Source organism: Thalassotalea algicola (assembly GCF_012932965.1).
Lineage (GTDB): Bacteria > Pseudomonadota > Gammaproteobacteria > Enterobacterales > Alteromonadaceae > Thalassotalea_F > Thalassotalea_F algicola.
The window spans coordinates 548312-570853 of the sequence record NZ_JABBXH010000004.1; the positions used below are offsets into that span (position 1 = coordinate 548312).

The following is a 22542-nucleotide window of genomic DNA, read 5'->3' on the forward strand; positions in this document are numbered from 1 at the left end:
TCAATTATTCAAAAAAATACGTTCGCATGGGCCCATTTGAGCGAACTCGATCAATCATTTTTTCATAATGCTCAGCATTGGAATAGAAAATAGGACAGTAAAATGGGCAATACACACAATGCTGATTTTGGATTTGATTTAGAAAGAGAAAATTCCGACTTTGCTAAGCAATCACTAACAAATAAGTCATTAGCAAATAAGTCATTAAAATACACGACGACGTTTTGGTTTGTAACCACCTTGATAGGTCAGTGGTTTTTCTTTTATTACATTATGGGATTTTACGGAGTCTCAGTGATAAACGATAACATGGAATATTGGAATGTTGTGTTCGAGCGCTTTGGTGTTACACCATACCGCGAAGGAGACTCTTCAGGTAATATTGTATTTGCTGCCCACGCAATTGGCGCCGGTATTGTGGCTTTTGGTGGGGCATTGCAACTAATTCCCAAAATTCGAAATAACTTCCCAAAATTTCATAAATTTAATGGTTATGCCTATCTCACAACAGTTTTCTGCCTGGCCTTGTCTGGTTTTTATTTAGTGTGGATAAGAAACCCTGAACCAATCGGTCTTTCTGAAATTGGTACAACGATTAATGGTTTTTTAATATTAAGCTTTGCATATTTAACCGTGCGCCTAGCAATTAAAAGAGAAATTGCTACCCATAGAAAATGGGCGATGCGCTTATTTTTTGTTTCAAATGCTCAATACACTTTGAGGCTTGGTACATTTAGCTATCTCGTAACAGGAAACATGCTGGGCATGAACCCTGCTTTTGGCGACCCGTTCTTTTATATGTGGACATTCGGCTGTTATGTTTTACCGTTAATCGTATTGCAGCTATATTTTTACGCGAATGAAAAACGCGTGAACAGCGTTAAATACATAACCAGTGGCTTGTTATTTGTTATCACCATACTGATGATTCTGGGTATGGTCGGCTATACACCTTTTCTATTAAACATCGTGTCAGGCGAGCCTATAAGTTTATAGCTAACATTCTGTAAACGTACAACTAATAAACCAATGTGTGATGGTTCACGTTTTGTAAACCATTACACATTGGCCTTTATGTTGACGCTTGAGAAAACTGCAAAACATCTAAAAATTTACGTACGAATAGGCCCATTTGAACGACAACTGTTGTGAAACAAGGCAAATTACCGACAGTTCTTGAATAACTAAAAGAAAAACGGAATGGCCAAAACCTCAACTATTGCAAAGCCAAGCATTAAAAATAACTATACAAAAATTGCTGGGGTAACTTACGCGCTAATTATTATTATCGCGACGTTTCCAACGATGATTTTTGACCTTGGGACATTGTTAAAAAACGCAAATGCTGCTGAAAACTTTATGGGTCAAGAAGGTACCTTTAGGGTTGCTATTGCTATCGAATTTCTAATGTTTGTCTTAGTGATGGTACTTTCTTGGGCGTTATACGTCCTATTAAAACCGGTGAATAAAAATCTTGCCCTGTTCGGACTAATCTTTAGGTTTGGTGAAGCACTTTTAGGCTGTGTTGCCATTATGTTTATATTGACGGTATTACTGTTTTTAACTGGCGCCGAATACCTACAAGCGTTTGAGCCAACTCAATTGCAAGGATTAGCGAGATTTTTTGCTAATTTGTATGGCGTTAGCTATGACATTTTGCTGTTTATTATGGGAATTGGCGGCATCGCCTATTGTTATCTTTTCTACATTTCTCGTTATATTCCACGAGCTTTGTCCGTATGGGGTATGATTACATACGCAACAATGGTCGCTTATGGCTTTATTAATATTGCTGTGCACAATGCGCCTTCAGAGTTGGCTTATGCGATGGCGCCCGGCGCACTATTTGAATTATCTATTGGTCTATGGCTTATGTTTAAAGGTATCTCCGTAACCCCATAGTAAGAGAGCAAACCAGAAAATGACGAACTTATCTCGATACGCAGTAACTTCACCATTGTGCTAGAAGACCACTAAAGTAGCCGTTTGATGACATGTGGATTCAGCTAGAATATAGTTTTATAATCTCAAAGTTATAAAGTTTCGTTTGGTAGTTTCATGGTCCACATTTTACCTACAGTTCTCTATTCCTGCATTATGGGAATAACATTACTTGCATTGCTAGAGGTGTTTAAAAGGCCAAACGATAGACAAAGCGCATGCCTAAAAGGCCTATTGTTACTATTGCTGATACACTCGGCTGGGGAGTTGTATGTATATTCAGGCGCATTTGTTTATGCACCTAGTTTAGTTGGTGTCCACATACCGTTTAGGGTTTTACTGGGCGCGGCTCTTTATTTTTACGCGCATGCTTCTATGTCACCTGATAAAGGCACCAATAAGCGTATGATAATTTTGGCTCTGTCAGGGCCTGTAATTGTAATTCTTGGTATGCTGCCTTTTATTTTAATGATCAGCCCTGCCGAAAAAGTTGCTTTAGCAATGCCCTCAACGAGGGACCCAGAACTTTGGAAAATTGCCGTATTTACCTGCTTGTTCACCACCATTGTTTTTATTTTTTACACACTGCTATACCTAGTTGCCTCATTAAAACTTCATAATGGGCACCGTCAGCAACTTATGGAGCGCTTTTCTGAAATAGAACAACGATCATTAGAGTGGTTTAGACCCGTGCTATTAATTTGGGGAGCTGTATGGTTAATGTATGCGGTAGAGTTTTCACTTAGTGCTCTAGGCTGGCGTTGGTTTGGCTCTGGTATATTGTTGCCTATTTTAGAAGTAATTGCGCTAGCGATTTTTGTTCAAAAGGCACTCAACCAGAAAATGCTTACTGATTCTGAAAAGGGGTTGCCTCATGATATTCAACCGAATAAAACTCAGACTAGATCTGCATTACTTAGCGTTGAGAAAATGCAATTTATCGCATCAAAACTTGAACATGCTATGAAAGTAGATAAGCTGTTTTTGCAAGATAATTTGTCGTTGAACAAACTATCTGAATCTATCTCTGAAAGTGAAAATCATATTTCAGAAACACTCTCGCAATTTATGGGCACCAAATTTTTTCAATTTGTTAATTGCTTTCGAATAGAAGAAGCAAAGGTAGCTTTGCAAAGTAGCGACAAGCTAATCACTAATATTGCCTTTGATGTTGGTTTTAATTCCAAGACTACCTTCAATACTACCTTCAAGAAGCTTGTAGGGCATACGCCATCAGCGTATAGGAAGTCATTGCTCGAAAGAAATCCCCATTGAATAAAAGCCAACATGTAGGATTGCTGAGGTATAGCGTATCAAACCAGTTCTGTCATTATATATTGCTTAAGCTCCAGAGGCTTATCGCTTATTTCTATTTTGCTTTTAAAACGAAGCAAAATATTCCACTGGCGTGAAAAATCAAGAGTAGCTACTCAATAGTTTAAATACAGACGCCATAAAACTGATTACTTGAGTTTCTTTAGCTCCAAACTGCAAAACTATCTCTGTGGGTTGAAGGTATTAACTTGCCAGCATGAAACACATCAAACTGCTCATCAGGAAATGGCTTAACTGAAAGAATTTAATATATAGAAAACTAACTCAATACCATTTAGTTAAGAGCAGAACAACAAAAAACTCAATAGCTCTATTCGGATTTTGAGAGACGACATTGTGTCGCCTCCCATTATACTCCCCTGTTGTACTAAAACTCTCTAGTGTCCAAATTGAATTCGAATGCCCGCATTAACAGTAAAGCCGTCATTACGAGACCAAATATCTGTCGTCCAACGTCCACTTGGGTCTTGCATTGGTAACAGCAAAGACTCTTCTTTGGTTTGACGTACATTAAGTAAGTTTTCTGCATTTACGAAATAACTCACTCTACCCACGGTAATTTGGCCAAGTAACCCCAAATGCCAATATGCTTCACTTCTTTCTCGATATGGGTTGCCCTCTAAGTGTTGTGTTCCTGTGTAATAGGCTTCAAACCCTACTAAATGACTTCCATGTTCTTCCCACATTATCACCGCTCCTGCAGAATGCTTAGGCGTCAATGCAAGTGGCTCTCGTCCAAAACCTGCGTCACCCTGCTTAGTGGCATCTGTAAATAAATAACTGCCGGTTAACTTTATATCGCGCCAGCGATAACGCAGCAGCAATTCAGCGCCTCTAATTTCACTTTGATCAGATGCATTTACGATGCGCACTTGTTTATCTGACTGCGTGTCTAGCGGGTTAATTACTTCAAGCTCAGTAACATTATCAACATCTGATGCAAATAGGGTCACACTCGCTTCTATACTATCAACGACATAACTAATATCGATAGATGCCGTAGTTGCCTGCTCTTCTTTTAGGTTATCAAGTGGTGCTAAACGTGATAGACCAACATCTTCTATATCTTCAATGAACGGGGTTGGGGCATAAAAACCTTGCCCGTAGGAGCCCCGGACAATCCAACTTTCGGGCTTGAATAACACCGAGATACGTGGGCTAAATTGCGTACCATATTCACTATGCCAATCTGTACGAGCACTAATTGACATTGAAATTTCGTCACTGGCTTCATAGTCGACTTGGGAAAATAAACCTGGTACTTGATAATGATAATTAAATGCTGAATAACTTTCCGAGTCGAATCGGTCTGATTGATAAGCTACCCCAACAAGCCAAGCGGTATCATCGCTGTAACCTGACACACTCGATTCAAGTAAATAACTGTCATGCGTATCATTTTCTTCTACCAAACCGTAAATATGATCATGCGCTTGGCGCATAGCAGAACCACGAACATTGAGGTTAATCACATCACCCAATTGTTGATCAAAGATAAAGCCAGTATCTACTCTTTTAGAATCCTGACTTTGTATGAACGGGTTTCCGTCAGGTAAGGTTTCGCCCTCTTCCGTGCCACCTTCTCGTTCCTCGAACATCGCTCCAAAGGTTAAATACAAATTAGCGCCGCTTTCGCTTTCCCAATATAATCGTGGACGAATGGTTGCTCGTTGGTATTCAGCCATGTCTAGCCAGCCATCATCATCTAGGTCTTGTTGTTCTTGATTATGTACCCCAGCAGTGACTGATGCACTGATTGCGTCATTTATCGGCGAAGCCAAATAAGAAGTGATGTCTTGGCCATTTTTTGAAGTAGCATTTAAAAGCACTTCACCTTCAAGTTCATCTGATGGTGTACGAGAAATTAAATTAATCACACCGCCTAGCGCAGAGCCACCGTATAATGACGATGCCGAGCCCTTGATAATTTCAACATTGGCAAGATCAGTTGGCGGTATTTGTAATAAGCCAATAGAGGTAGTTTGACCACCATAAAGCGGTAAACCATCACTGAGCAATTGTGTATAGCGGCCATATAAACTTTGCAACCGAATGTTAGCACCGCCTAATGCTGGAGAGGTATTTTGTACACGGACTCCGCCTGTTTCAGCAACTAGCATAGATATATTGCCTGGTCGCATTAACGCTTTCTCTTGAATTTCTTCCCCGTTGATAATCTCAGTTCGCGTTGCTGACTCAGTGACAATACGGCCAAGACGCGATGCTGTCACTTGGATTTTTTCAATCTTATTTTCATCATGTTCATGATGGTCGTCGTGATGTTCCCCTTCACTGGCGTAAGAAATTGAAGGTGCCAACAGCACCGCAAGCGCTGTTTTAGAATATTTACCAAGCATTTTTTACCTCAATCAATGCTAAAAATTGCGATATTTTCACAATTAACAAGAAAAATTAAATAAGTTTAAAATGTAGGCAGAAGTGCCTTAAGAGGTAAAAATTGGTGGCCGATAAAAAGGGGAGGCAATAAAATACGTATCTTTTGTTGCTAAAGACAATAAAGGCTCGCTTAGAACCATAATATCAGACAAAAGAAGACGACTATCTAAATACGCGATTGAAGCACATGCATTCGCAGGGCAAATACAATCGCTTTCACAGCACTCAACTTCACAACAATCATCAATACTTTCTGACGGGTTAGCGCTACTATTATCGTTAATAATGGTTTTCTGCGGTATTTCAATATGCTGTTCTAAGCTGCTGTCATATGAAGCCATAAAATGATACGCCATAGTTTGCCCGACAAAGGCAATTAGCATAGTTATCATAAGCAGCAATTTAGAAAGTGGTCTTTGCATAGTTAAGTCTTATCGAAATCGCCGTTATTGTATGATTTTTTCAAGTACAAATGAAGAGAAAGATAAATAGGAATTCAGATAATACCAACTACTATTCTGTCAAATTTGTTAGCACTACAAATTTATCTTCTATCGATTTAGCTGCCCGAATATAACAATGGAACTCACCTCAGCCACATCTTATTCCGCATTAAATTTGCTGTAGATTTAAGAGAGCTAAAGCAAGTAGGTCTGTTAAAAGTACAAAATGAAGGCATAAATCAATCGTTAGTCAAATGCCACTATCGCCAAAACTTTCATTGAATTAGCGGTTAGCGCAATCCCCATTGAGTTAATATTCTTTGATATTCTCCACTAGCGATAACCGTTTTTAATGCTTGTTCCAAAGCTTTGGCCGTTGTAGGAGTCAGTGATAAGTTTGCTGCTAGGTGCAGCTCACTTGGAAAATCTATCAGTTCAAGCACTTGTTTAACGTCACCTGTTTTGTATCCAAGTTTGTTTAGTTCGTTATTTAAAGAAAGCGTATTGGTTAAAACAAAGTCTATGCGACCATTAAATAACATTTGCCATAAATCTTGATATTTTACGCTTAATGATAAATTTTCTCCTTCGTTAAAGCCTGATTTTCTTAGATATCCTTCGCTAAAGTAGCCTCGAATGGTACCAACAGAATATTGTTTAGCGTCCGATAAATTGGCTAGTTGATATGTACTTTCTGTTGATGAAACCAAGTAGGCACTATTGTGAAAAATTTTACCTAACCAAATAAAGTTTGGCTCCCTACTTGGACTTTTTAGTAGTGAAAACATCAAAACATTAGGTTTAGCTTTTAATAGTCGAAAAGCACGTGCAAATGGATAAAGCTCTATGGTGTAGTCAACTTGAGCTAGTTTAGCCACAGCGTTAACTATGTCTACTAACGCCCCTTTAGTTTGACCATGCTTATCTTTAAAATGATAAGGAGGAAGGTCTTCAGCAACAAACTGCAACTGTTCAGCAGCTAATGAAAATGAACACAAAGCAAGTAATATAATCGCAATTTTCAATTTAGTACCTCTTAAACTTCAAAGAAAAGCAGCTCCTTTACTTTATATACGCTTGCATCATACCATCACTTTATACCCACCAAAGTCAATCTATTTAATCCATTTTCCCGGTAGTCATTAGCCCACCCCTAATGTTCTGATTTGGTAGTCTGATATTTGCTAACTGCTAGCTAATAATAAATCCGCGACTACTTTATTCATCAAGCAATAGTTCAACCACTTCTTTTCTGGCAATCATTCTTAGCGTCATTAATACTTCAGTACCATTTACATCAGTTAAGTAATCAAGGTTTTTAGGTACATCGCCAATAACGTTAAATCTTTCATCATGTAACGAATATGACCACAACTGAAAGTCTTCATTGATACCATATATCTCGTCGCCATCAACGTCGCTGTTGTGAATAACAAAACGCTTATCACTACCTTGCGCTTTTAACTCTTCTATCAGTTGATCTTCAACCGAGCCGGATTGCCAAAACCTATCCATATGATCGGTAAAAACAATTGCGCCATCTTTGGTATTTTGTGCCCAGTTAACTTGCTTATCGTTCAAAATACGCATTGTTGCATCGGCGAGGTTTAATTCCACAAATTTTATTGCGCCTTTAATTCTTACTAATGATAATGCCGTTTCCTTCTCGCTATCCCAATCGAATAATGTGTCTATTTGATGTTCAAAGTCATATGTCTTACGAGTGCCATCTAAAAAAACCTGTACTAACGCTTTATCAACATTAGCTAACAAGCTTTCACCATCTAAAGACCAGTGCACTTCATATAAGAAAGTATCAATTGGAAAATGGGATAATTGCTGAGGTGTGCTGCCATCCGTTAACCATAGCTGATCTATACCGGAGCGGTCTGACTTAAAAGCAATCTTCTCACTATTTGGTTTGAATATTCCGTTGTCCTCTCCTGATGTCGAGCGCGCTATAACAAAGTGGTCATCATTCTTTACACTTGCCTTTTTTATGGTTTTTAATGACAAAGATATAACATCACTATCGTATTGCCCCTTAATCGCTAGCAATCTTTTGTTATCTGGGTGAAACACGGGCGAGCTCATTGCTTCATCAATAGGTAAGCTAATATTTTTTACTTGTCCGTCATAAGACAAAGTAAACAACTGACGCCCAGTACTAAATATAAGTTGGTTTTCAAACGGTGAAAAATTGGGATATACATACTTAAATGGTGCTATTTCCGGCGGATAAATTATTTGATTACTAGATACGAGTTTTCCGTCTGGCTTTAGTATGTTGATATAATAACTGCCATCACTTTGCGTACTAAAAAGCGCAAAAAAATCATGTTTAGCAGAGTAGTCGAAGTCTACAAGATCACCATCCTCAAGTTGATAAAGCGTTTCACTTTCATTATCGGTTATTGAGTAGCTGATCAACTTCCAACGATCGGTGGTTTTTTGCAATAACGCGATAGTATTGTTGGTCAGCCATTGTGGTTTTCTTATTTCCGAGTTTTTACATTCCAATAATACCGTTGGTTTTTGAGGTGCTATAAGTGCTTTTTCAAAGTCTAAGTTCATTAAGTAATAGCATTTTTTTTGCGTAACTGGCGCAGTACATGTTTCGGACTGGACAAACGCTAATGACTTACCGTCTTTCGAAAAGCTGTGGGCGCCATAAGAATTTAAGTTCTGCGTCAATTGAAATTCTTGCTGAGTCTCAATATCTTTCGCCCATATATTATTACTACAAAATTCATTCGAATAGCGGTGAAAAACAATGTATTTTCCATCGGGCGAATAAATGCCAGCAAGCTCCTTATTATCGGTAGCGGTGAGTGCTCGTATTTCTCCTATTTTCAGACTAGGTGTTTGTCCTGATGTGGGAAATTGTAAAACGATAAACACACAAAATGTGATTACGATGGCTAAAATTAGCAAACGAAATTGAGCACTTAATGTTGATGATTGGGCTTTAGATTGATTTGTTGAATGAGCTACTGAATTATTTGCGTTGTTGAAAGCGGCATCTGTTTCAAACTTAGCGTTCTCTATTGCAGTAGTTTCAGGTGCCTTTTCTTCTTGCGCTATTACCTCTTGGTTCCAACGAACATCACACTCTAAGCTATAACCTTTTTTGGCATGAGTTTTAATATAAACCTGAACCTTCCCGTCATCACCTAGTGCTTTTCTTAGTTGAGCAATGCTTCGTTGCAATGTATTGGGAGAAACCACTGAACCTTGCCAAACTTTCGCCAAAAGTTCATCTTGGCTAACCACACTTCCTTGATGCTGAGCTAGATAAGTGAGAAGTGACAACGCTTTTGGGGCGAGCTTTTTTGACTCATTATTTTGAGTGATTTGATTACGTGATAAATCAATATAAAAACCACCAATCCAATATTGCTGTGCCATACGTCCCCTGATTTATAAGAATAGCGCCAATAGGATAAACCTGAAACCAATGCAATACAAATAGGCAAACCATTGATAAGTAATGATATTTTAAATAATCATAAAAAAGTCAGGTAAAAGTCAGGGGAAATTCAAGATTCTTACTCTCCCCTTGTTTAGGTTAACTACTCATTAAACACGGTTATTTCCTATTTATTGCCCAGAGGAAAAGTATGAAAAACCTAATCATCTTTTTTATTTTACTGTCACTAATTTTTTCAAGGTTATGTGCCAAAGAGCTAAATCAATATGAAATGCCAGACACTCAAGTTGTGCCAATTAAGAACAGTGAAACAGGTGCGCAATATGAGCTATACATCAAACTGCCGAAAGATTATTCAAAAAAAAAGAAGGTGACATACCCAGTTATTTACTTTACCGATGCCGCGTGGTCAATCGAAATACTATCAGCCGCAACTTCATATCAATTGAAAGACGTTATTTTGATAGGCATATCGTGGCAAAAAAATATAAGCGACGAACTTAAAAAGGTCGGTGAGTATGTTAGTAGAAACCGAGATTACACAATAAGAGAATCTAATAGACCAGACATCCAAGCAAAGTATCAATTAGGACAAGCAAAACAGCACACCACGTTCATTCGTAAAGATGTGATTACCTATGTTGAGAAAAACTATCGCACACAACCAGACAACCGTACTTATTTTGGCTATTCATTAGGCGGACAATTTGGGGCTTTTGTATTGCTGTATAAACCCGACACCTTTAAAAACTACATAATCGGTAGTCCAGAAATTAGTGGCGAGGTTTCTGAGTTTTCTTCGCTTGCTGCCAAGACCAGAAAAAAACTAAATGCCAACCTATTTGTTTCTTACGGTTCATTAGAAACTGATCTAGCCAAACACGCTAATGAACTTATTCGTATGTTGAATTCACGAAACGATGACAGCCTGTCAATCAGTCAAATGGTTATTGACGGTAATCACTCAACAGCATTTCCATTAACCGGTGTTAAAAGCATCACTTGGTTATCAAATTTAATTAAGCAAAAGGATTAATGATGAGACTCACTTATCAATCGATCGCCCTGCTATTTGCAGGATTAACAATGAGTGGCAATAGCTATAGCTATGAGCAATTTCCAAACCTTGAAGGACCATACATGGGGCAAAGCCTTCCAGGTTTAGTCGCAGAGCCATTTGCACCGAATATAATCTCCAAAGAAGGCTGGGATGGTGAAGGTGTATTTGCCCCTGGCATGAAAGAGTTTTACTTCACAAGAAAGGATAAGGAATATCCTCGTCGCACCGTGATAGGTTTTCGACAAGAAAATAACAAATGGAAGGTATTCTCCAAATTTCCACGTATTGGAGAAATAGGATTCTCAAATGATGGTTCACGTATGTATATGGCTGAAGGCTATAGAGATCGCAAAGGTAAAGGGTGGTCTGAACGCAAGAGCCTTGGCGCTATGTTTGATAGAAAAGATTGGGGCATCATGCGCTTATCTGCTTCAGCTAGGGGCACATTTGTATTTGACGATTACAAAAGTGGTGACGTCATTAGGATATCGACACTTAGCAACGGTAAACGTGAATCACCCATAAAGATGGATTCAGAAGTCAATGTGGGTGAATGGACAGCTCACCCTTTTATCGCGCCTGACGAAAGCTACTTAATTTGGGACAGCGAACGCGAAGGTGGCTTCGGTGGCACAGATTTATATATTCGATTTCGACAAAACGATGGTTCATGGGGCGCGGCAATCAATATGGGCGACTCGATAAATTCACCTAACGCCGACTACTTTGCTAGCGTCTCACCAGATGGAAAATACATTCTCTTCAATAGACAAATTGATGATAAAGGCAACACTGATATTTATTGGGTCGATGCAAAAATTATCGATGCACTTCGACCAAAATCGTAAACTAGTGGAAAAAGAAATATGAAAATTGATATAAAAGTAAAAAGCGTAATGACTATCGCTTTATTGGTTACATTAAATAGTGCGACAGCCAATACCGCTATTTCCCCAGATAAAAGTATTGGTAAACGTGGCCAGACCGCAGAAGCTTCAGCCGCCGAAGCCAAACTATCATTTTGGGATCTACCTCTTCTGGAAAAAGCCTTTGTTGATACAACGCCAGCAAAAAGAAATGATGGTATACCTGTAGGCAATTTAGTAACCAATGGCGGTGATAAAGCTAAAGTTTTACAGTTGGCACGTGAAATGGCGGAACAAAAGCATGGTAATTACGACAGTATGTTAATTGCTCGCAATGGCAAATTAATTTTTGAATCCTATTTCTTACGCGGCCGAATAAACTTACATCATGGCCAAGCGTCAGCTACTAAAGGTTTAACAAGTATAGTAGTTGGTCGCGCTATTCAAATGGGTTACCTAACTATGGCTGACTTAGACAAGCCGTTAGTTAGTTTTCTAAAAGATTTAGATCCGTCTAAATTTGTTGATGGCGCAGAAAAAATAACACTTCACAAAGCGTTGACCATGCATGGTGGGCTTAGTCTCAATGATGAGCAGAGAAAAGCGTTACAAGAACCATCGAATAAAACGAAAGGCCAGGCGCTAGTCCAGTCATTATTAGAACTAAGCGCACCAATAACGTCAGCGACTCAAACTTATAATTATGGTAACTATAATCCAACAATGGTGATGCAAGTAATTGATGCTGTGGTACCAGGTAGTGCAGAGGATTTCATAAAGAATGAGCTGCTCGACAAAATGGGGATTACTAATTACCAATGGACAAATGCAGTGAGTGGATTACCTCAAGCAGGCTCTAGAGCAAGAATGACTTCTCGCGACATGCTTAAGTGGGGTCGTTTGGTTCTCAATAAAGGGCAATGGCAAGGCGAACAGCTAATTTCTATAGACTATTTAGCAAAAGCAACCAGTGCCATAACTCAACCTACCGAAGATTGGATCCCGAATAGCTATTATTATGGTTATTATTTCTACCAAACGGACATAATCATCGGAGATAAAAGTTACGATACCAACTTTGCTTGGGGTGGCGGTGGACAATACATAGTCACAATTAAAGATCTTGGGCTAACCATTGTATTTACAGGACATGAACGAGAATACAATATCATGACTCAAGTTGAGAAAGTCATTCTGCCTGCTTTCACAAGTTAAGAGTTTGGGCATGGAATATCTCAATCACTTTTGTTAATGCAATAAGGCTACTCAGTTAACAACTATAGTGAAGTCAGTGCGAGGAACATAATTTCCTCGCATTGGAGAATCTAGCCAGATTAAATAGCTAAGATCCTTTATATACCATACAATTTTTACCGCGCCTTTTCGCAGCATAAAGCGCCTTATCTGCCCGCTCTATAATAGAAATTGAAGAATCTGCAGATTCATAGGAAGTAAAGCCAATGCTTATTGTTACCGGTTTAGTTAATTTAAAGTCATGTTTGCCAACCAGCATCACTAGTTTTTCAGCTAATTCTTGAGGCTTATTGTCAGATTTTTGCGCGGCAATGATTACAAATTCCTCACCGCCCCAGCGTCCAACTAAATCTCCTGCCCTAGTGTTTTCAATCAACACCTGGCTTAGCTCAACAAGTATTCTATCTCCTACTATATGACCATATGTATCGTTAATTGTTTTAAAGTCATCCACATCAATCATATAAACCGTTAACGCTTCATTACTACGCTCAATGCGACTCAATTCCAACTGCAAATATTCCTCAATGCGATAACGATTCCATAGCCCGGTAAGCGCGTCATGACGATACAAACTTTCTAGTTCTGATTTTTTCTCTGCAAGTTCTACAAAAAGCGCCCTCTTTTGCTCAATTAGTAATGAAATAGAAAAAACAACTAATGAGAAAACCCCGATAAAAGCCTGCAACTCTAGTAACGGAGAAAAGTAATGATGTTGAACAAATGCTCCCTTTCCAGCGTAAGTTGCCAATATAGCAACGGTTACTACACAAAGCTGTACAATGTAAACCGCTCTGCTGCCGCAGTATAGTGCTACAGCAAATGCTATGGGCAATGCTAAAACTAACGCCTTATAGAATATGAGGTTAACATTAACTAACTCAAAAGCGACGGCAGATAAAAGGAGGAAAACTAGGCTACATATCAAGGTGCCAATAATAAAATATTTTGGAGCTGTGCTAGGTTTAAACAAAAAAGCAGATAGAAATGGCGCTAAAAGTAATACACCAACCCCATCACCAACCCACCAGTTTAAAAGTGCTACCAGATAATTTTTTGATTCAAGGAATCCAAAAACCGTTAAGCCAGTTACTCCAAATATTGCACTAATTAAAGGGCCTAAAACGCAACCCAAAATAAAAAATGTGAAAAAATGATTGATTGCAGTAAATGGAGATTGCTTAACTATAAAGCGCTTGATGATCACAACGAACAGTACTATGGCGAGTACGTCGCCTACACCGTTAAGTAACCCTGCAAGTATTGAATAGAAGGCGGACTGTATTGACTCAAGTGAAAAATAAGCCCATACATTGCCGAAAAATGCGCCAACAAATATACCCAGCCAAGTTCGGGCACCATATTTAAGGGTCAACGCGAACATTAACCCTGATGGCAACCAAACAGGGGTAATATTGCCAGGAGGAATAGCAAAAGCTTGCCCTATAAATGCAGAAATCACATATAACAAGGCAACACCTAATTGAAAAAGTAAAGAGTTCTTACTTAATTCAATAGGCACAAATATCTGTTTAACCAAACTCAATAATTAACCTTAAAATCGACATACCGCTTACATTATAGTCTTTGAAAACAAATTATTAAGGTTAATACGGTTTTATTTAAGTTAAATCAATTTTAACAGGTCATTCCAAAAGGTTGGCTTTCAATCAAACATTACTAAAAAGTGATGTTACAGCTAAACTTTTAAAGCGACCAATATGTTTTAGAGAAGAAGTATTATCCACATTTTGGCGATGCTAATAAGAGATTGGTCGCTGTTAAGTATTTTTCACCAGAAGCCTTAATTGTTTCTTTGTCTAAATGCTCCGAAGCTAAATGTACTTTTTCTAAATCAACTGCAATGGTTGCCAAATCTGTCCGCAATCGAATAACGGCATTCTCTAGTGTATAAGTAAGTTCATGTACCTTGACCATATCTTCTGGTGTTAATGTTTTTTTACTCACAATTGTTTGAAGTTTTTCTTTAAACTTCAACAAGTTACACAGTGCCACCGGCGTGTTTGGCGATTCTAGCGACGGAAAGTGGCTGTATTTTTCATCAGCCTGTGCAGTTGAAACAACTAACGTTAAAGACGTGAATACAGTAGTTATTATTTTCATTTTATTTCCTATTTATTGCTCGGTGATTAGCCCATATACTTGGGTACTAATCGCTTTTAGATTGATTAAGACACTATGCTTTATCTAGCTTATAGCGTAGTAACGTAAATAAGGTACCAAGCAAGCTAATGATACCTATGAATATAAATATCCCGCGCAGTACACCATATTCACTGCCAAAGAGTATGGCGCTGAAAATTAGTATTACGCTTGCCACTACCTGCTTTGTTTTGTGACGGGTCAACAAACCATTGTCTTGCAGTAAAAATACCCCAATCAACGATAACGTCGTAGCAAGAAAAGTTAACATTTACGCCCCCTCTTGCGCTGTTTTTACAATGACATCGTGTGTTTCAACATCATTTTTAACACCGTCAAATTTTTTAATAGCAGTCAGAAGGTATACACCTAAGGTAAAGCAAGTTACGTCAATGCCTAAGCTCACTAACTGGCCATGACTCCATTGGGTAAAGAGGTTTAGCCCTGTAACGACAACGTCGATAGGGAAAATACTCAGTAGAATGAAGGCCGTTATATTAGCTAACTGTTTCGCAACCTTCTTTTCACATGGAGCGATACTGGCCACGAACAACACTAACAACCAACTGCCGAAAAATGGCCACCAAAGTGCTCGCCCAATATTTTCTACTGGGTATAAATATTTAAAAAACATTTGTGAAGGGAATAATAGAAACGTTGCAATGACGATCCCACCACAACCACCGACAATTAAACGATTAAAGCGTTGATATGTGTCCAGGCTGTATTTTGGATTCGCTGCATTTACACCGCGTTCCAACCATAACATCAAACCAGTTAGTGGAAGTAGTGCTGTTCCAATACCAAGTACAGTCCAAATAATTTTCACAAAAATGCCACCAAAATTACCAAAATGGAGTGGAAACATAACATCTAAGATAATGCCAGCGTAGCCATCAAGCCTTTGATAGGTAGTATTTTTTTTTAAAAACTCACCTTTACCATTATAAATAATCGTTTGATATCCCATCTTTTTGCCGCCAGAAGCGCCAAAATACATCATGGCAGTTGCATCGCCATAACCTTTAATCGTTAAGGTGTTAACTTCCAAGCCATCTTCTAGTGTTAGGATATGATCAAACGACTGCGCAACAGCTGTAGGCTGCTGGACGTTTTGAATAATGGGGTCTGGCACTGCAGTAAAGGTTTCAATGAGCTTTTCTTGATCACCACCAAAACTAACGAACGCAGCTGCGGGCACAAGCACGACAATAGCCAACCCTAAGAATGCACCGGTAAATGCAATGACCGAGTTAAACAGTAATCCCCATACACCAATCGCTTTATGGCCATCGTTTAGCATCAATGAGTAGCTTTTTCGCGGCCTAAATGTAAACATTTGTGCTAGTATTTTCCTATGAATAAAAATCCCCGTCACAATAGAAAGCATCATGGTTAGCCCTAAAACGCCGGTCGTTAATAATCCAATTGGTCTTCCCATGTGAAGGTCTGCATGAAAACCGACAATAAACTCTGACATATCATACTTGCTGTCAGCAAACAGCTCTTCAACTAACCCCCTCTTCTCGTCGGTCAGTTCATAGGTTACAGGATCAAACTCATAAACAGCGGCAACGGGTGGATTATGCTTAGGTTTTTCACCTTCGCTAACTTGGGCCTCATCAACCAGCTCTCCGTGATGAGATTCAAACATGATAAAGAGCTTGGTTGAAGAGCGAACAGCAGGAAGAAATACTAATATTTCTTCTTTGTAATGCTCTGGCACTTTATGTGAATATTCTTCTATTAGCTGCTCTATTTTTATAGTGTCTATTGGCGCTAACGCTCTAATTTCTGGGTTTGCCCACAGCTTAATTTCAGGACGTCCGAAAACGGATACCGCTCCCGTAAATGCAATAACAAACAGTAGAATACCTGTTATCACTCCGACCCAGCTATGCAGTGTATATAGCTTCTTAATTGATTTACTTTTCATGGTTTAATCCTTTATGAGCCACTTAGTGCGATGTAAGAAAGTACGCCATGACTTAAGCTCAGTAACAGCATGACACCCCAAGGACGCCAAGCTTTTTCGGCCATATAGCTATATAAACAAAGACCTGTCCAAATAAATGGAAACAACAATATTGGCACAGCTATTTGATCTGCCATATTGAAAGGTAAATAAGTCGTCATACCAGGAATGAGAATGACACAAGTAATAAATGCCATTAATACACCGGCAATATTTCGGCTCTTGATAGAGGTAAATACACTTTTTCGAGTTGTTTCCTTAAGTTCTGTCACAACCCTAATCTCCTTCGGTTCCTAAACCAATAAAAATAAAAGCCAGTTAACGCCAACCAGAGCGGTGTTAGTCCTAGTACACACCAAATAAACTTCGTAATTACCCCGCCAAAGTAACCGAAATGCAGCTTTCTAAATGTATCAATAACTACATTTAAGTTGGAGGCACTGCGTATATCATAAGTTGACATTAACGCGCCAGACTCACGGTCGTAGATCAACATACTCGCATATTCGCTAGTAAGCGGATTGGCAGTTGGCACTTCACCAAAGAAAGTAATGTGTAAGTCAGGCTCAAATGGGAAGGTAAAATATGTTGCTCGATAGCCTTTTAGATCGTTGCTTGTTTCATTAAGTAGCTTTTGAAAGTCAATATTCGGGCTATAAAGTGCTTTAGATAGTTTAGGGTGTGGCTCTACATGTTCTTCAACCTCGTGCACAACTGCAGCAATATTGTAATAGCCACCAGTAATTGCAAGAATAAGAAGAATTGGTGACGACACTATGCCAATCAGTTTGTGTACATCTGAATAGAATATACGCTTCGCCGCCCCCAAGCGCAGGGTAAAAAATCTTTTCCAAAACCCTCGATATAAAACAATGCCGCTTATCGCTAGAAAAAGCAGAATAATTGCAAAAATAGACCCCAGTATAGTACCCGTAAAATCAAGCAGAAAAGTATAATGTACTGATAAGAGCCAATCCGTAAAATCATGCTCTACGGGTACAGGCTGTGATAATAATTGTCCAGAATATTGATCAATATAGATTTTGTACCAATTGCCATTTTCTTTACTTATGAGATATGCAGTATCAGCCCTAGAAAGGCTTGCATCCTCAGAAGCATAAAAGAGCTCCCAACTTCCCATTAAAAATTCGGGATACTTAGTTTCTATGCTGGCGATTAATTCATTTAAATCGATACGTGACTGACGCCCCTCAACAGCAACTTGCATTTGTTCAGGCATTAGCCACGTATCTAGTTCTACTTTATAGACTAAAATACTGCCAGTAACGGCAATTACCATTAATGGAATTAACGCAATTACGGCACTGAACGAGTGCCATTTAAACAATGTTTTACGCATTAAACTATTCTTAATAAACTGCATAGCACTGCTAATGCAGTGCTTAAATATGGGTGTTGATGACTAAATAATTACAGTGACCAAACAAAAGTAGCCGAATAATTAGCTGGAGCGGCATAAAACCCTTGTGCCCAATATAAGCTAGTTAAATATTTTTCATCGGTTATATTGTTAGCATTAACACTAAGTGAAATCTGTTCGGTAACTTGATAACGAGCCATTAAACCGACAACGGCATAGGCATCTTGCTTAGTGATAATTTCTTCGCCAGCATTTTCAAATCCTTCTCCAACAATACCTTGCATGCGAGAAATATCATCTTGCCAACGTATATTCATACCCAAAGTCAGCCCTTCAATTTGCGGTACGTTGTAGGTTGCAGCAAACTTAACAAGCATTTCTGGCGTATAGTCAGCAACATTAGCATCGATATCACTGTCAACATCAACATCGAAGCTTGTAAAGCCAATACTGGTTTGGAGACCAGGCAAAATCTCACCCGCAATGTCTATTTCAAAACCAGCGCTTTCAACGCCATCAACAGCTTCGTAACGCTGCTCATCTGGCGCCATATTCGCTATCGCTTTTGCTAAGTTTTCCTGCTTAACTTCAAAATACGTTACCGATACTAAAGAGTTATTCCCAAACATTGAGGTCTTAATACCGACTTCTTGGCTTTTGCCGGTAATGGGGTCTAGCACACTATCATTAACGTCTAGTTCGGTTTGCGAAATAAAAGTCTCTGTATAACCTGCATATGCCACAGTGTCTTCATTGATTTGATAAACACCACCAACATATGGAATAAACTCATCATCACTTGCATCTTGAGCTACACCATAAGAATCACCTTTAACTTCCCAGTCGTTTTGACGGCCACCCACTGTTACATGTAAATCATCAGTTACATTTAATCTTGAAGTGAAATAAATAGCATTTTGATCACGCTCCAAATCAGAACCAGTTTCACCATCGGCAAATACTGGTCGAGGTGTGCTGCCGTTCCACTGAGGAAGTGGAAGCATTATTGGAAATCCGGCTCCCGTAGAGAAGTCATAAAGCGATTGCTCTTTACCTTCCATAGATGAATGGTTAGCACCAACAACAAACTCATGCTCACGACCAAACAATTCAAACTCACCCGTTAAGTAGACATCTACTAAATCATGTTTGTCATCGTTGTCGTACTCGCTTGCGTAACCTAATAAGCCTAACTCAGTTGTTTTATCTGGCGTACCATAAACATAAAATAGTTCAGTATCTTCGTTAGTCTCTTTACGTGAGTATGTGCCACGCAAGTTCCAGCCATTATCAAACACATGACTAATTTCAAACACCGCGTTTTCTTTGGTGATATCCCAGTAAGACCAATCTGCCGAAGTATTAGTTGATTCATCATAATCGGTCGCAGAGCCATCTGTATAAAATAACGGGTTAGCGCCCCAGTTATTACCTGTCGCTTCGCTGTCATTAACCGCATAGCTCAAAGACACATCTGTAGCGCCAGTGAGTTTATGTTGCAAAAATATATAGTAAATATTCTTTTGCGGCTCATACCTATCTAAATAAGACTCAGAATCTTGAGCAACAATCACAGCTCGCGCAGCGGTATTTTCAGTAAAATTGTAGCTAGCATCGAATGCTAAGCGTTTATCGCTCCAACTACCTACCGTGCCAGAAAATGTGAATGAATTTTCTACTGTTGGTCGTTTACGAATAAAGTTCACCGTCGCCGATGGGTTGCCAACACCTGTCATTAAACCATTAGCACCACGAATAACTTCAATACGGTCGTAAATAGCAGTATCTTCATCAGCATGATTGTTACCCGAACTTAATGGCAGGCCTACGCCATCCACTTGGAAATTCGTTACATCGAAACCGCGTGCAGTGTAGTAAGTACGGTCAGTTTCAATTCGTTCGACATTAATACCTGTTGCTGTATCAAGCACAGAATCAATGTCATTAAGTTTAAAGTCTTTCATCTGACTTTCAGTAATAACCGACACAGATTGAGGAATATCTTTGATGTCTAACTCTAAGCGAGACGCACCACTGGCACTATGTGCGTTATACCCTTCAAGATATGTACCTTTAACTTCAATAACTTCAAGGTCTGATAATTTGGCGTCATCTGCATAAACACTTAAGGTACTTAGCATCGCTAATACCAAAGACGAATACGATAATTTACTCACTTTTTTCCCTTATATAGGTGCGTTTGATTAACCGTGTTAACCAATATTTTTTAATTATTAATCGTGTGCCCTCACGTTTGTGCTTTGTTTGTATTGTTGAGTTGTCAATGAACCAATGCTCACTGCGCGCATCTTTGAAGCACCAAAGGCTTTCATCCAAGCAGTTCTGACGTATTTATCCAACAATTAAAATGCGCGCATTTTAACCACTGGATGAACTAACCAAACAACAAACACGCAAATGATAATGATTTGCATTATCATTGTAAATAGCGATTTAAAATTTATTTAATTAGCAATTTGAAGTAAAAGTCTTTTCTCTTTTATAAGTGTGTTCAGCTGCGATTATTAGCGGAAGTTTATGTATAATGTCGCCACTAAAATATTCATCAGGATTAGGTCTAGTTATGAAACTACTACACACTATGGTTCGAGTGCTTGATGTCGATGCATCATTACATTTTTACTGCGATTTATTAGGGTTAGAACAAACCTCTCGACGAGACTTTGAAAAAGGTCGGTTTTCACTTATTTTTTTAAAAGCCCCACAAAGCGAACACGAAATTGAGCTTACTTGGAACTGGGACGAGAAAGAGGCCTATTCTGATGGCAGAAATTTCGGTCATATCGCTATGCGCGTAGAAAATATCTACGACATTTGTCAAAGATTAATGGATGCTGGCGTGGTGATTAACCGCCCTCCTCGTGATGGTCATATGGCTTTTGTTCGTTCGCCAGATGGTATTTCGATAGAGTTGTTACAAGATGGCTACTTAGATCCGAAAGAGCCTTGGGCAAGCATGGAAAATACTGGCTCTTGGTAATACTGAATATTAGTAACGTTAGCAATAAAAAAGGAAGCGTCTGCTTCCTTTTTGTTATAAACAATCGAACTGTTATTTACGAAATTTATTAATTGCTTCGGTTAATGCGGCTAAACACAATGCAACATTTTCTTTTCGAGCCGCGAATCCCATCAAGCCAATTCGCCAAGCATTACCAGCAAACTGACCTAACCCTGCACCTATTTCTAAATTAAACTCGTTAAGTAAGTATCCTCGTACTTGAGCATCATCTAACCCATGAGGAATTTTAATGGTATTAAGTTGAGCTAATCGTTCAGATTTAGGCACGATAAACTCAATGTCCAAATCAGCTAAACCATCCGCCAATAATTGATGCATGTTTTTATGACGTTGCCAGCTATTTTCCAAGCCTTCTTCTTTAAGCATTAATAATGATTCATGCATAGCATACAAAGAGTTTACCGGAGCTGTATGGTGGTAAGCTCGCTTACCTTCCCCTGACCAATAGCCCATTACTAGTGACTGATCTAAAAACCAACTTTGCACCGGCACATTTCGCGCTTTTAATTTTTCAATTGCACGTTCGCTAAAGCTAACCGGTGATATACCTGGCACACATGATAAACACTTTTGGCTACCTGAATAAATAGCGTCAATACCCCATTCATCCACCTTAAGTTCACTACCTCCCAATGACGTCACGGCATCGACAATGGTTAAACAGTCATATTGGCGCGCTATGTCACACAAAGTTTTAGCATCTGAACTTGCACCAGTAGATGTTTCAGCGTGAACAAAAGCAACAATTGATGCTTCAGGGTGTTGTTTAAGTGCATCTTCAAGTTTTTGTGGCTCTACCGCTCTTCCCCAGTCAGACTCAACAGTAACTAACTTAGCGCCAATTCGCTGGACATTTTCAATCATGCGCGCGCCAAATACACCGTTGCGACAAACAACAACCGTATCTTCAGGTGTTACTAAGTTTACAAAACATGCTTCCATGCCCGCTGAGCCCGGAGCTGATAAAGCAATGGTATAAGGATTTTGTGTTTGAAAAGCGTATTGCAGTAATAATTTCACCTCATCCATCATCGCCACAAAGCTTGGATCAAGGTGACCGATAGTTGGTCTTGATAAAGCAGATAATACTCGAGCACTTACATCAGAAGGGCCTGGTCCCATAAGCGTGCGCTGAGGAGGAATAAAAGAAGAAAAACTCATACCAATATCTCTAAAAAAGCAATTTCGATTGAAGGCACTTTACCATGCTGGCTACTCATCACCTAAATCAATCAAAAATATACATAACATTCA

At 39.0% G+C, this 22542-nt stretch carries 19 protein-coding genes; 7 read left to right on the top strand and 12 right to left on the bottom strand.

All coding sequences use genetic code 11. From position 1 onward, the window contains the following. Positions 1-102: 102 nt before the first annotated feature. The 3 genes from HII17_RS14615 to HII17_RS14625 all read left to right on the top strand — a co-directional run bounded on the left by HII17_RS14615 (position 103) and on the right by HII17_RS14625 (position 3216). On the top strand, positions 103-996 hold the full coding sequence (locus tag HII17_RS14615; RefSeq protein WP_169076083.1) for a DUF2306 domain-containing protein: 894 nt from the start codon (positions 103-105) through the stop codon (positions 994-996). 204 nt (positions 997-1200) lie between these two features. Next, positions 1201-1902 (top strand): DUF4386 domain-containing protein, encoded by a 702-nt coding sequence (locus HII17_RS14620; RefSeq protein WP_169076084.1) that lies wholly within the window; start codon positions 1201-1203, stop codon positions 1900-1902. A 156-nt stretch (positions 1903-2058) separates the two neighbouring features. Beyond that, the gene (locus tag HII17_RS14625; RefSeq protein WP_169076085.1) at positions 2059-3216 is read left to right on the top strand and encodes a helix-turn-helix domain-containing protein; all 1158 of its coding nucleotides are present in this window, start codon (positions 2059-2061) and stop codon (positions 3214-3216) included. Positions 3217-3653: 437 nt separating this feature from the next. Here the strand turns inward: HII17_RS14625 and HII17_RS14630 are convergent, their stop codons facing one another. The 4 genes from HII17_RS14630 to HII17_RS14645 form a co-directional block, all read right to left on the bottom strand. After that, positions 3654-5633, bottom strand: a complete 1980-nt coding sequence (locus HII17_RS14630) for a TonB-dependent receptor plug domain-containing protein (RefSeq protein ID WP_169076086.1) — start codon at positions 5631-5633, stop codon at positions 3654-3656. A gap of 87 nt (positions 5634-5720) precedes the next feature. Continuing rightward, positions 5721-6095, bottom strand: a complete 375-nt coding sequence (locus HII17_RS14635; RefSeq protein ID WP_169076087.1) for a hypothetical protein — start codon at positions 6093-6095, stop codon at positions 5721-5723. 311 nt (positions 6096-6406) lie between these two features. Then, complete coding sequence (locus tag HII17_RS14640; RefSeq protein ID WP_169076088.1) at positions 6407-7141, bottom strand: substrate-binding periplasmic protein; 735 nt, start codon at positions 7139-7141, stop codon at positions 6407-6409. A 193-nt stretch (positions 7142-7334) separates the two neighbouring features. Next, positions 7335-9524 carry a winged helix-turn-helix domain-containing protein gene (locus tag HII17_RS14645; RefSeq protein WP_169076089.1) on the bottom strand — a complete coding sequence of 730 codons (2190 nt, stop codon included), beginning with the start codon at positions 9522-9524 and terminating at the stop codon, positions 7335-7337. 212 nt (positions 9525-9736) lie between these two features. On the opposite strand from HII17_RS14645, the gene HII17_RS14650 reads away from it, so the two are divergent. From HII17_RS14650 to HII17_RS14660, 3 genes are read left to right on the top strand one after another with little or no spacing between them, the layout of a single operon-like run. Beyond that, positions 9737-10582 carry an alpha/beta hydrolase gene (locus HII17_RS14650; protein ID WP_169076090.1) on the top strand — a complete coding sequence of 282 codons (846 nt, stop codon included), beginning with the start codon at positions 9737-9739 and terminating at the stop codon, positions 10580-10582. A 2-nt stretch (positions 10583-10584) separates the two neighbouring features. Beyond that, positions 10585-11454, top strand: coding sequence for a TolB family protein (locus HII17_RS14655; protein ID WP_169076140.1), 870 nt, complete (start codon positions 10585-10587; stop codon positions 11452-11454). 18 nt (positions 11455-11472) lie between these two features. Beyond that, positions 11473-12687 carry a serine hydrolase domain-containing protein gene (locus HII17_RS14660; protein ID WP_169076091.1) on the top strand — a complete coding sequence of 405 codons (1215 nt, stop codon included), beginning with the start codon at positions 11473-11475 and terminating at the stop codon, positions 12685-12687. A 127-nt stretch (positions 12688-12814) separates the two neighbouring features. Here the strand turns inward: HII17_RS14660 and HII17_RS14665 are convergent, their stop codons facing one another. The 7 genes from HII17_RS14665 to HII17_RS14695 form a co-directional block, all read right to left on the bottom strand. Further along, positions 12815-14272: a sensor domain-containing diguanylate cyclase gene (locus HII17_RS14665; RefSeq protein ID WP_169076092.1), complete on the bottom strand. Its 1458-nt coding sequence runs from the start codon at positions 14270-14272 to the stop codon at positions 12815-12817. Positions 14273-14466: 194 nt separating this feature from the next. Then, the gene (locus HII17_RS14670; protein ID WP_169076093.1) at positions 14467-14850 is read right to left on the bottom strand and encodes a DUF6746 family protein; all 384 of its coding nucleotides are present in this window, start codon (positions 14848-14850) and stop codon (positions 14467-14469) included. Between the two features lie 73 nt (positions 14851-14923). Beyond that, positions 14924-15160 (bottom strand): hypothetical protein, encoded by a 237-nt coding sequence (locus tag HII17_RS14675; RefSeq protein WP_169076094.1) that lies wholly within the window; start codon positions 15158-15160, stop codon positions 14924-14926. Further along, entirely contained in the window at positions 15161-16825 is a 1665-nt protein-coding gene (locus HII17_RS14680; protein WP_169076095.1) for a PepSY-associated TM helix domain-containing protein, read from the bottom strand. It abuts the gene before it with no gap. Positions 16826-16836: 11 nt separating this feature from the next. After that, positions 16837-17136 (bottom strand): hypothetical protein, encoded by a 300-nt coding sequence (locus tag HII17_RS14685; RefSeq protein WP_328824544.1) that lies wholly within the window; start codon positions 17134-17136, stop codon positions 16837-16839. After that, positions 17133-18248 carry a PepSY-associated TM helix domain-containing protein gene (locus HII17_RS14690; protein WP_235938796.1) on the bottom strand — a complete coding sequence of 372 codons (1116 nt, stop codon included), beginning with the start codon at positions 18246-18248 and terminating at the stop codon, positions 17133-17135. The genes HII17_RS14685 and HII17_RS14690 overlap by 4 nt, the downstream gene beginning before the upstream one ends. Positions 18249-18295: 47 nt before the next feature. Next, entirely contained in the window at positions 18296-20386 is a 2091-nt protein-coding gene (locus tag HII17_RS14695; protein WP_169076143.1) for a TonB-dependent siderophore receptor, read from the bottom strand. 443 nt (positions 20387-20829) lie between these two features. Between HII17_RS14695 and HII17_RS14700 the strand changes: the two genes are divergently transcribed. Continuing rightward, positions 20830-21246, top strand: a complete 417-nt coding sequence (locus tag HII17_RS14700; protein ID WP_169076096.1) for a VOC family protein — start codon at positions 20830-20832, stop codon at positions 21244-21246. A 72-nt stretch (positions 21247-21318) separates the two neighbouring features. On the opposite strand, the gene HII17_RS14705 is transcribed toward HII17_RS14700, so the two are convergent. Beyond that, the gene (locus HII17_RS14705) at positions 21319-22449 is read right to left on the bottom strand and encodes a pyridoxal-phosphate-dependent aminotransferase family protein (protein ID WP_169076097.1); all 1131 of its coding nucleotides are present in this window, start codon (positions 22447-22449) and stop codon (positions 21319-21321) included. Positions 22450-22542 lie beyond the last annotated feature (93 nt).

Excerpts from the sequence above, each read along its gene's own strand:
- HII17_RS14615 (WP_169076083.1), top strand. The coding sequence starts at position 103 with ATGGGCAATACACACAATGCTGATTTTGGATTTGATTTAGAAAGAGAA.
- HII17_RS14620 (WP_169076084.1), top strand. The coding sequence starts at position 1,201 with ATGGCCAAAACCTCAACTATTGCAAAGCCAAGCATTAAAAATAACTAT.
- HII17_RS14625 (WP_169076085.1), top strand. The coding sequence starts at position 2,059 with ATGGTCCACATTTTACCTACAGTTCTCTATTCCTGCATTATGGGAATA.
- HII17_RS14630 (WP_169076086.1), bottom strand. The coding sequence starts at position 5,633 with ATGCTTGGTAAATATTCTAAAACAGCGCTTGCGGTGCTGTTGGCACCT.
- HII17_RS14635 (WP_169076087.1), bottom strand. The coding sequence starts at position 6,095 with ATGCAAAGACCACTTTCTAAATTGCTGCTTATGATAACTATGCTAATT.
- HII17_RS14645 (WP_169076089.1), bottom strand. The coding sequence starts at position 9,524 with ATGGCACAGCAATATTGGATTGGTGGTTTTTATATTGATTTATCACGT.
- HII17_RS14650 (WP_169076090.1), top strand. The coding sequence starts at position 9,737 with ATGAAAAACCTAATCATCTTTTTTATTTTACTGTCACTAATTTTTTCA.
- HII17_RS14655 (WP_169076140.1), top strand. The coding sequence starts at position 10,585 with ATGAGACTCACTTATCAATCGATCGCCCTGCTATTTGCAGGATTAACA.
- HII17_RS14660 (WP_169076091.1), top strand. The coding sequence starts at position 11,473 with ATGAAAATTGATATAAAAGTAAAAAGCGTAATGACTATCGCTTTATTG.
- HII17_RS14670 (WP_169076093.1), bottom strand. The coding sequence starts at position 14,850 with ATGAAAATAATAACTACTGTATTCACGTCTTTAACGTTAGTTGTTTCA.
- HII17_RS14675 (WP_169076094.1), bottom strand. The coding sequence starts at position 15,160 with ATGTTAACTTTTCTTGCTACGACGTTATCGTTGATTGGGGTATTTTTA.
- HII17_RS14680 (WP_169076095.1), bottom strand. The coding sequence starts at position 16,825 with ATGAAAAGTAAATCAATTAAGAAGCTATATACACTGCATAGCTGGGTC.
- HII17_RS14690 (WP_235938796.1), bottom strand. The coding sequence starts at position 18,248 with ATGCAGTTTATTAAGAATAGTTTAATGCGTAAAACATTGTTTAAATGG.
- HII17_RS14695 (WP_169076143.1), bottom strand. The coding sequence starts at position 20,386 with ATGCTAAGTACCTTAAGTGTTTATGCAGATGACGCCAAATTATCAGAC.
- HII17_RS14700 (WP_169076096.1), top strand. The coding sequence starts at position 20,830 with ATGAAACTACTACACACTATGGTTCGAGTGCTTGATGTCGATGCATCA.
- HII17_RS14705 (WP_169076097.1), bottom strand. The coding sequence starts at position 22,449 with ATGAGTTTTTCTTCTTTTATTCCTCCTCAGCGCACGCTTATGGGACCA.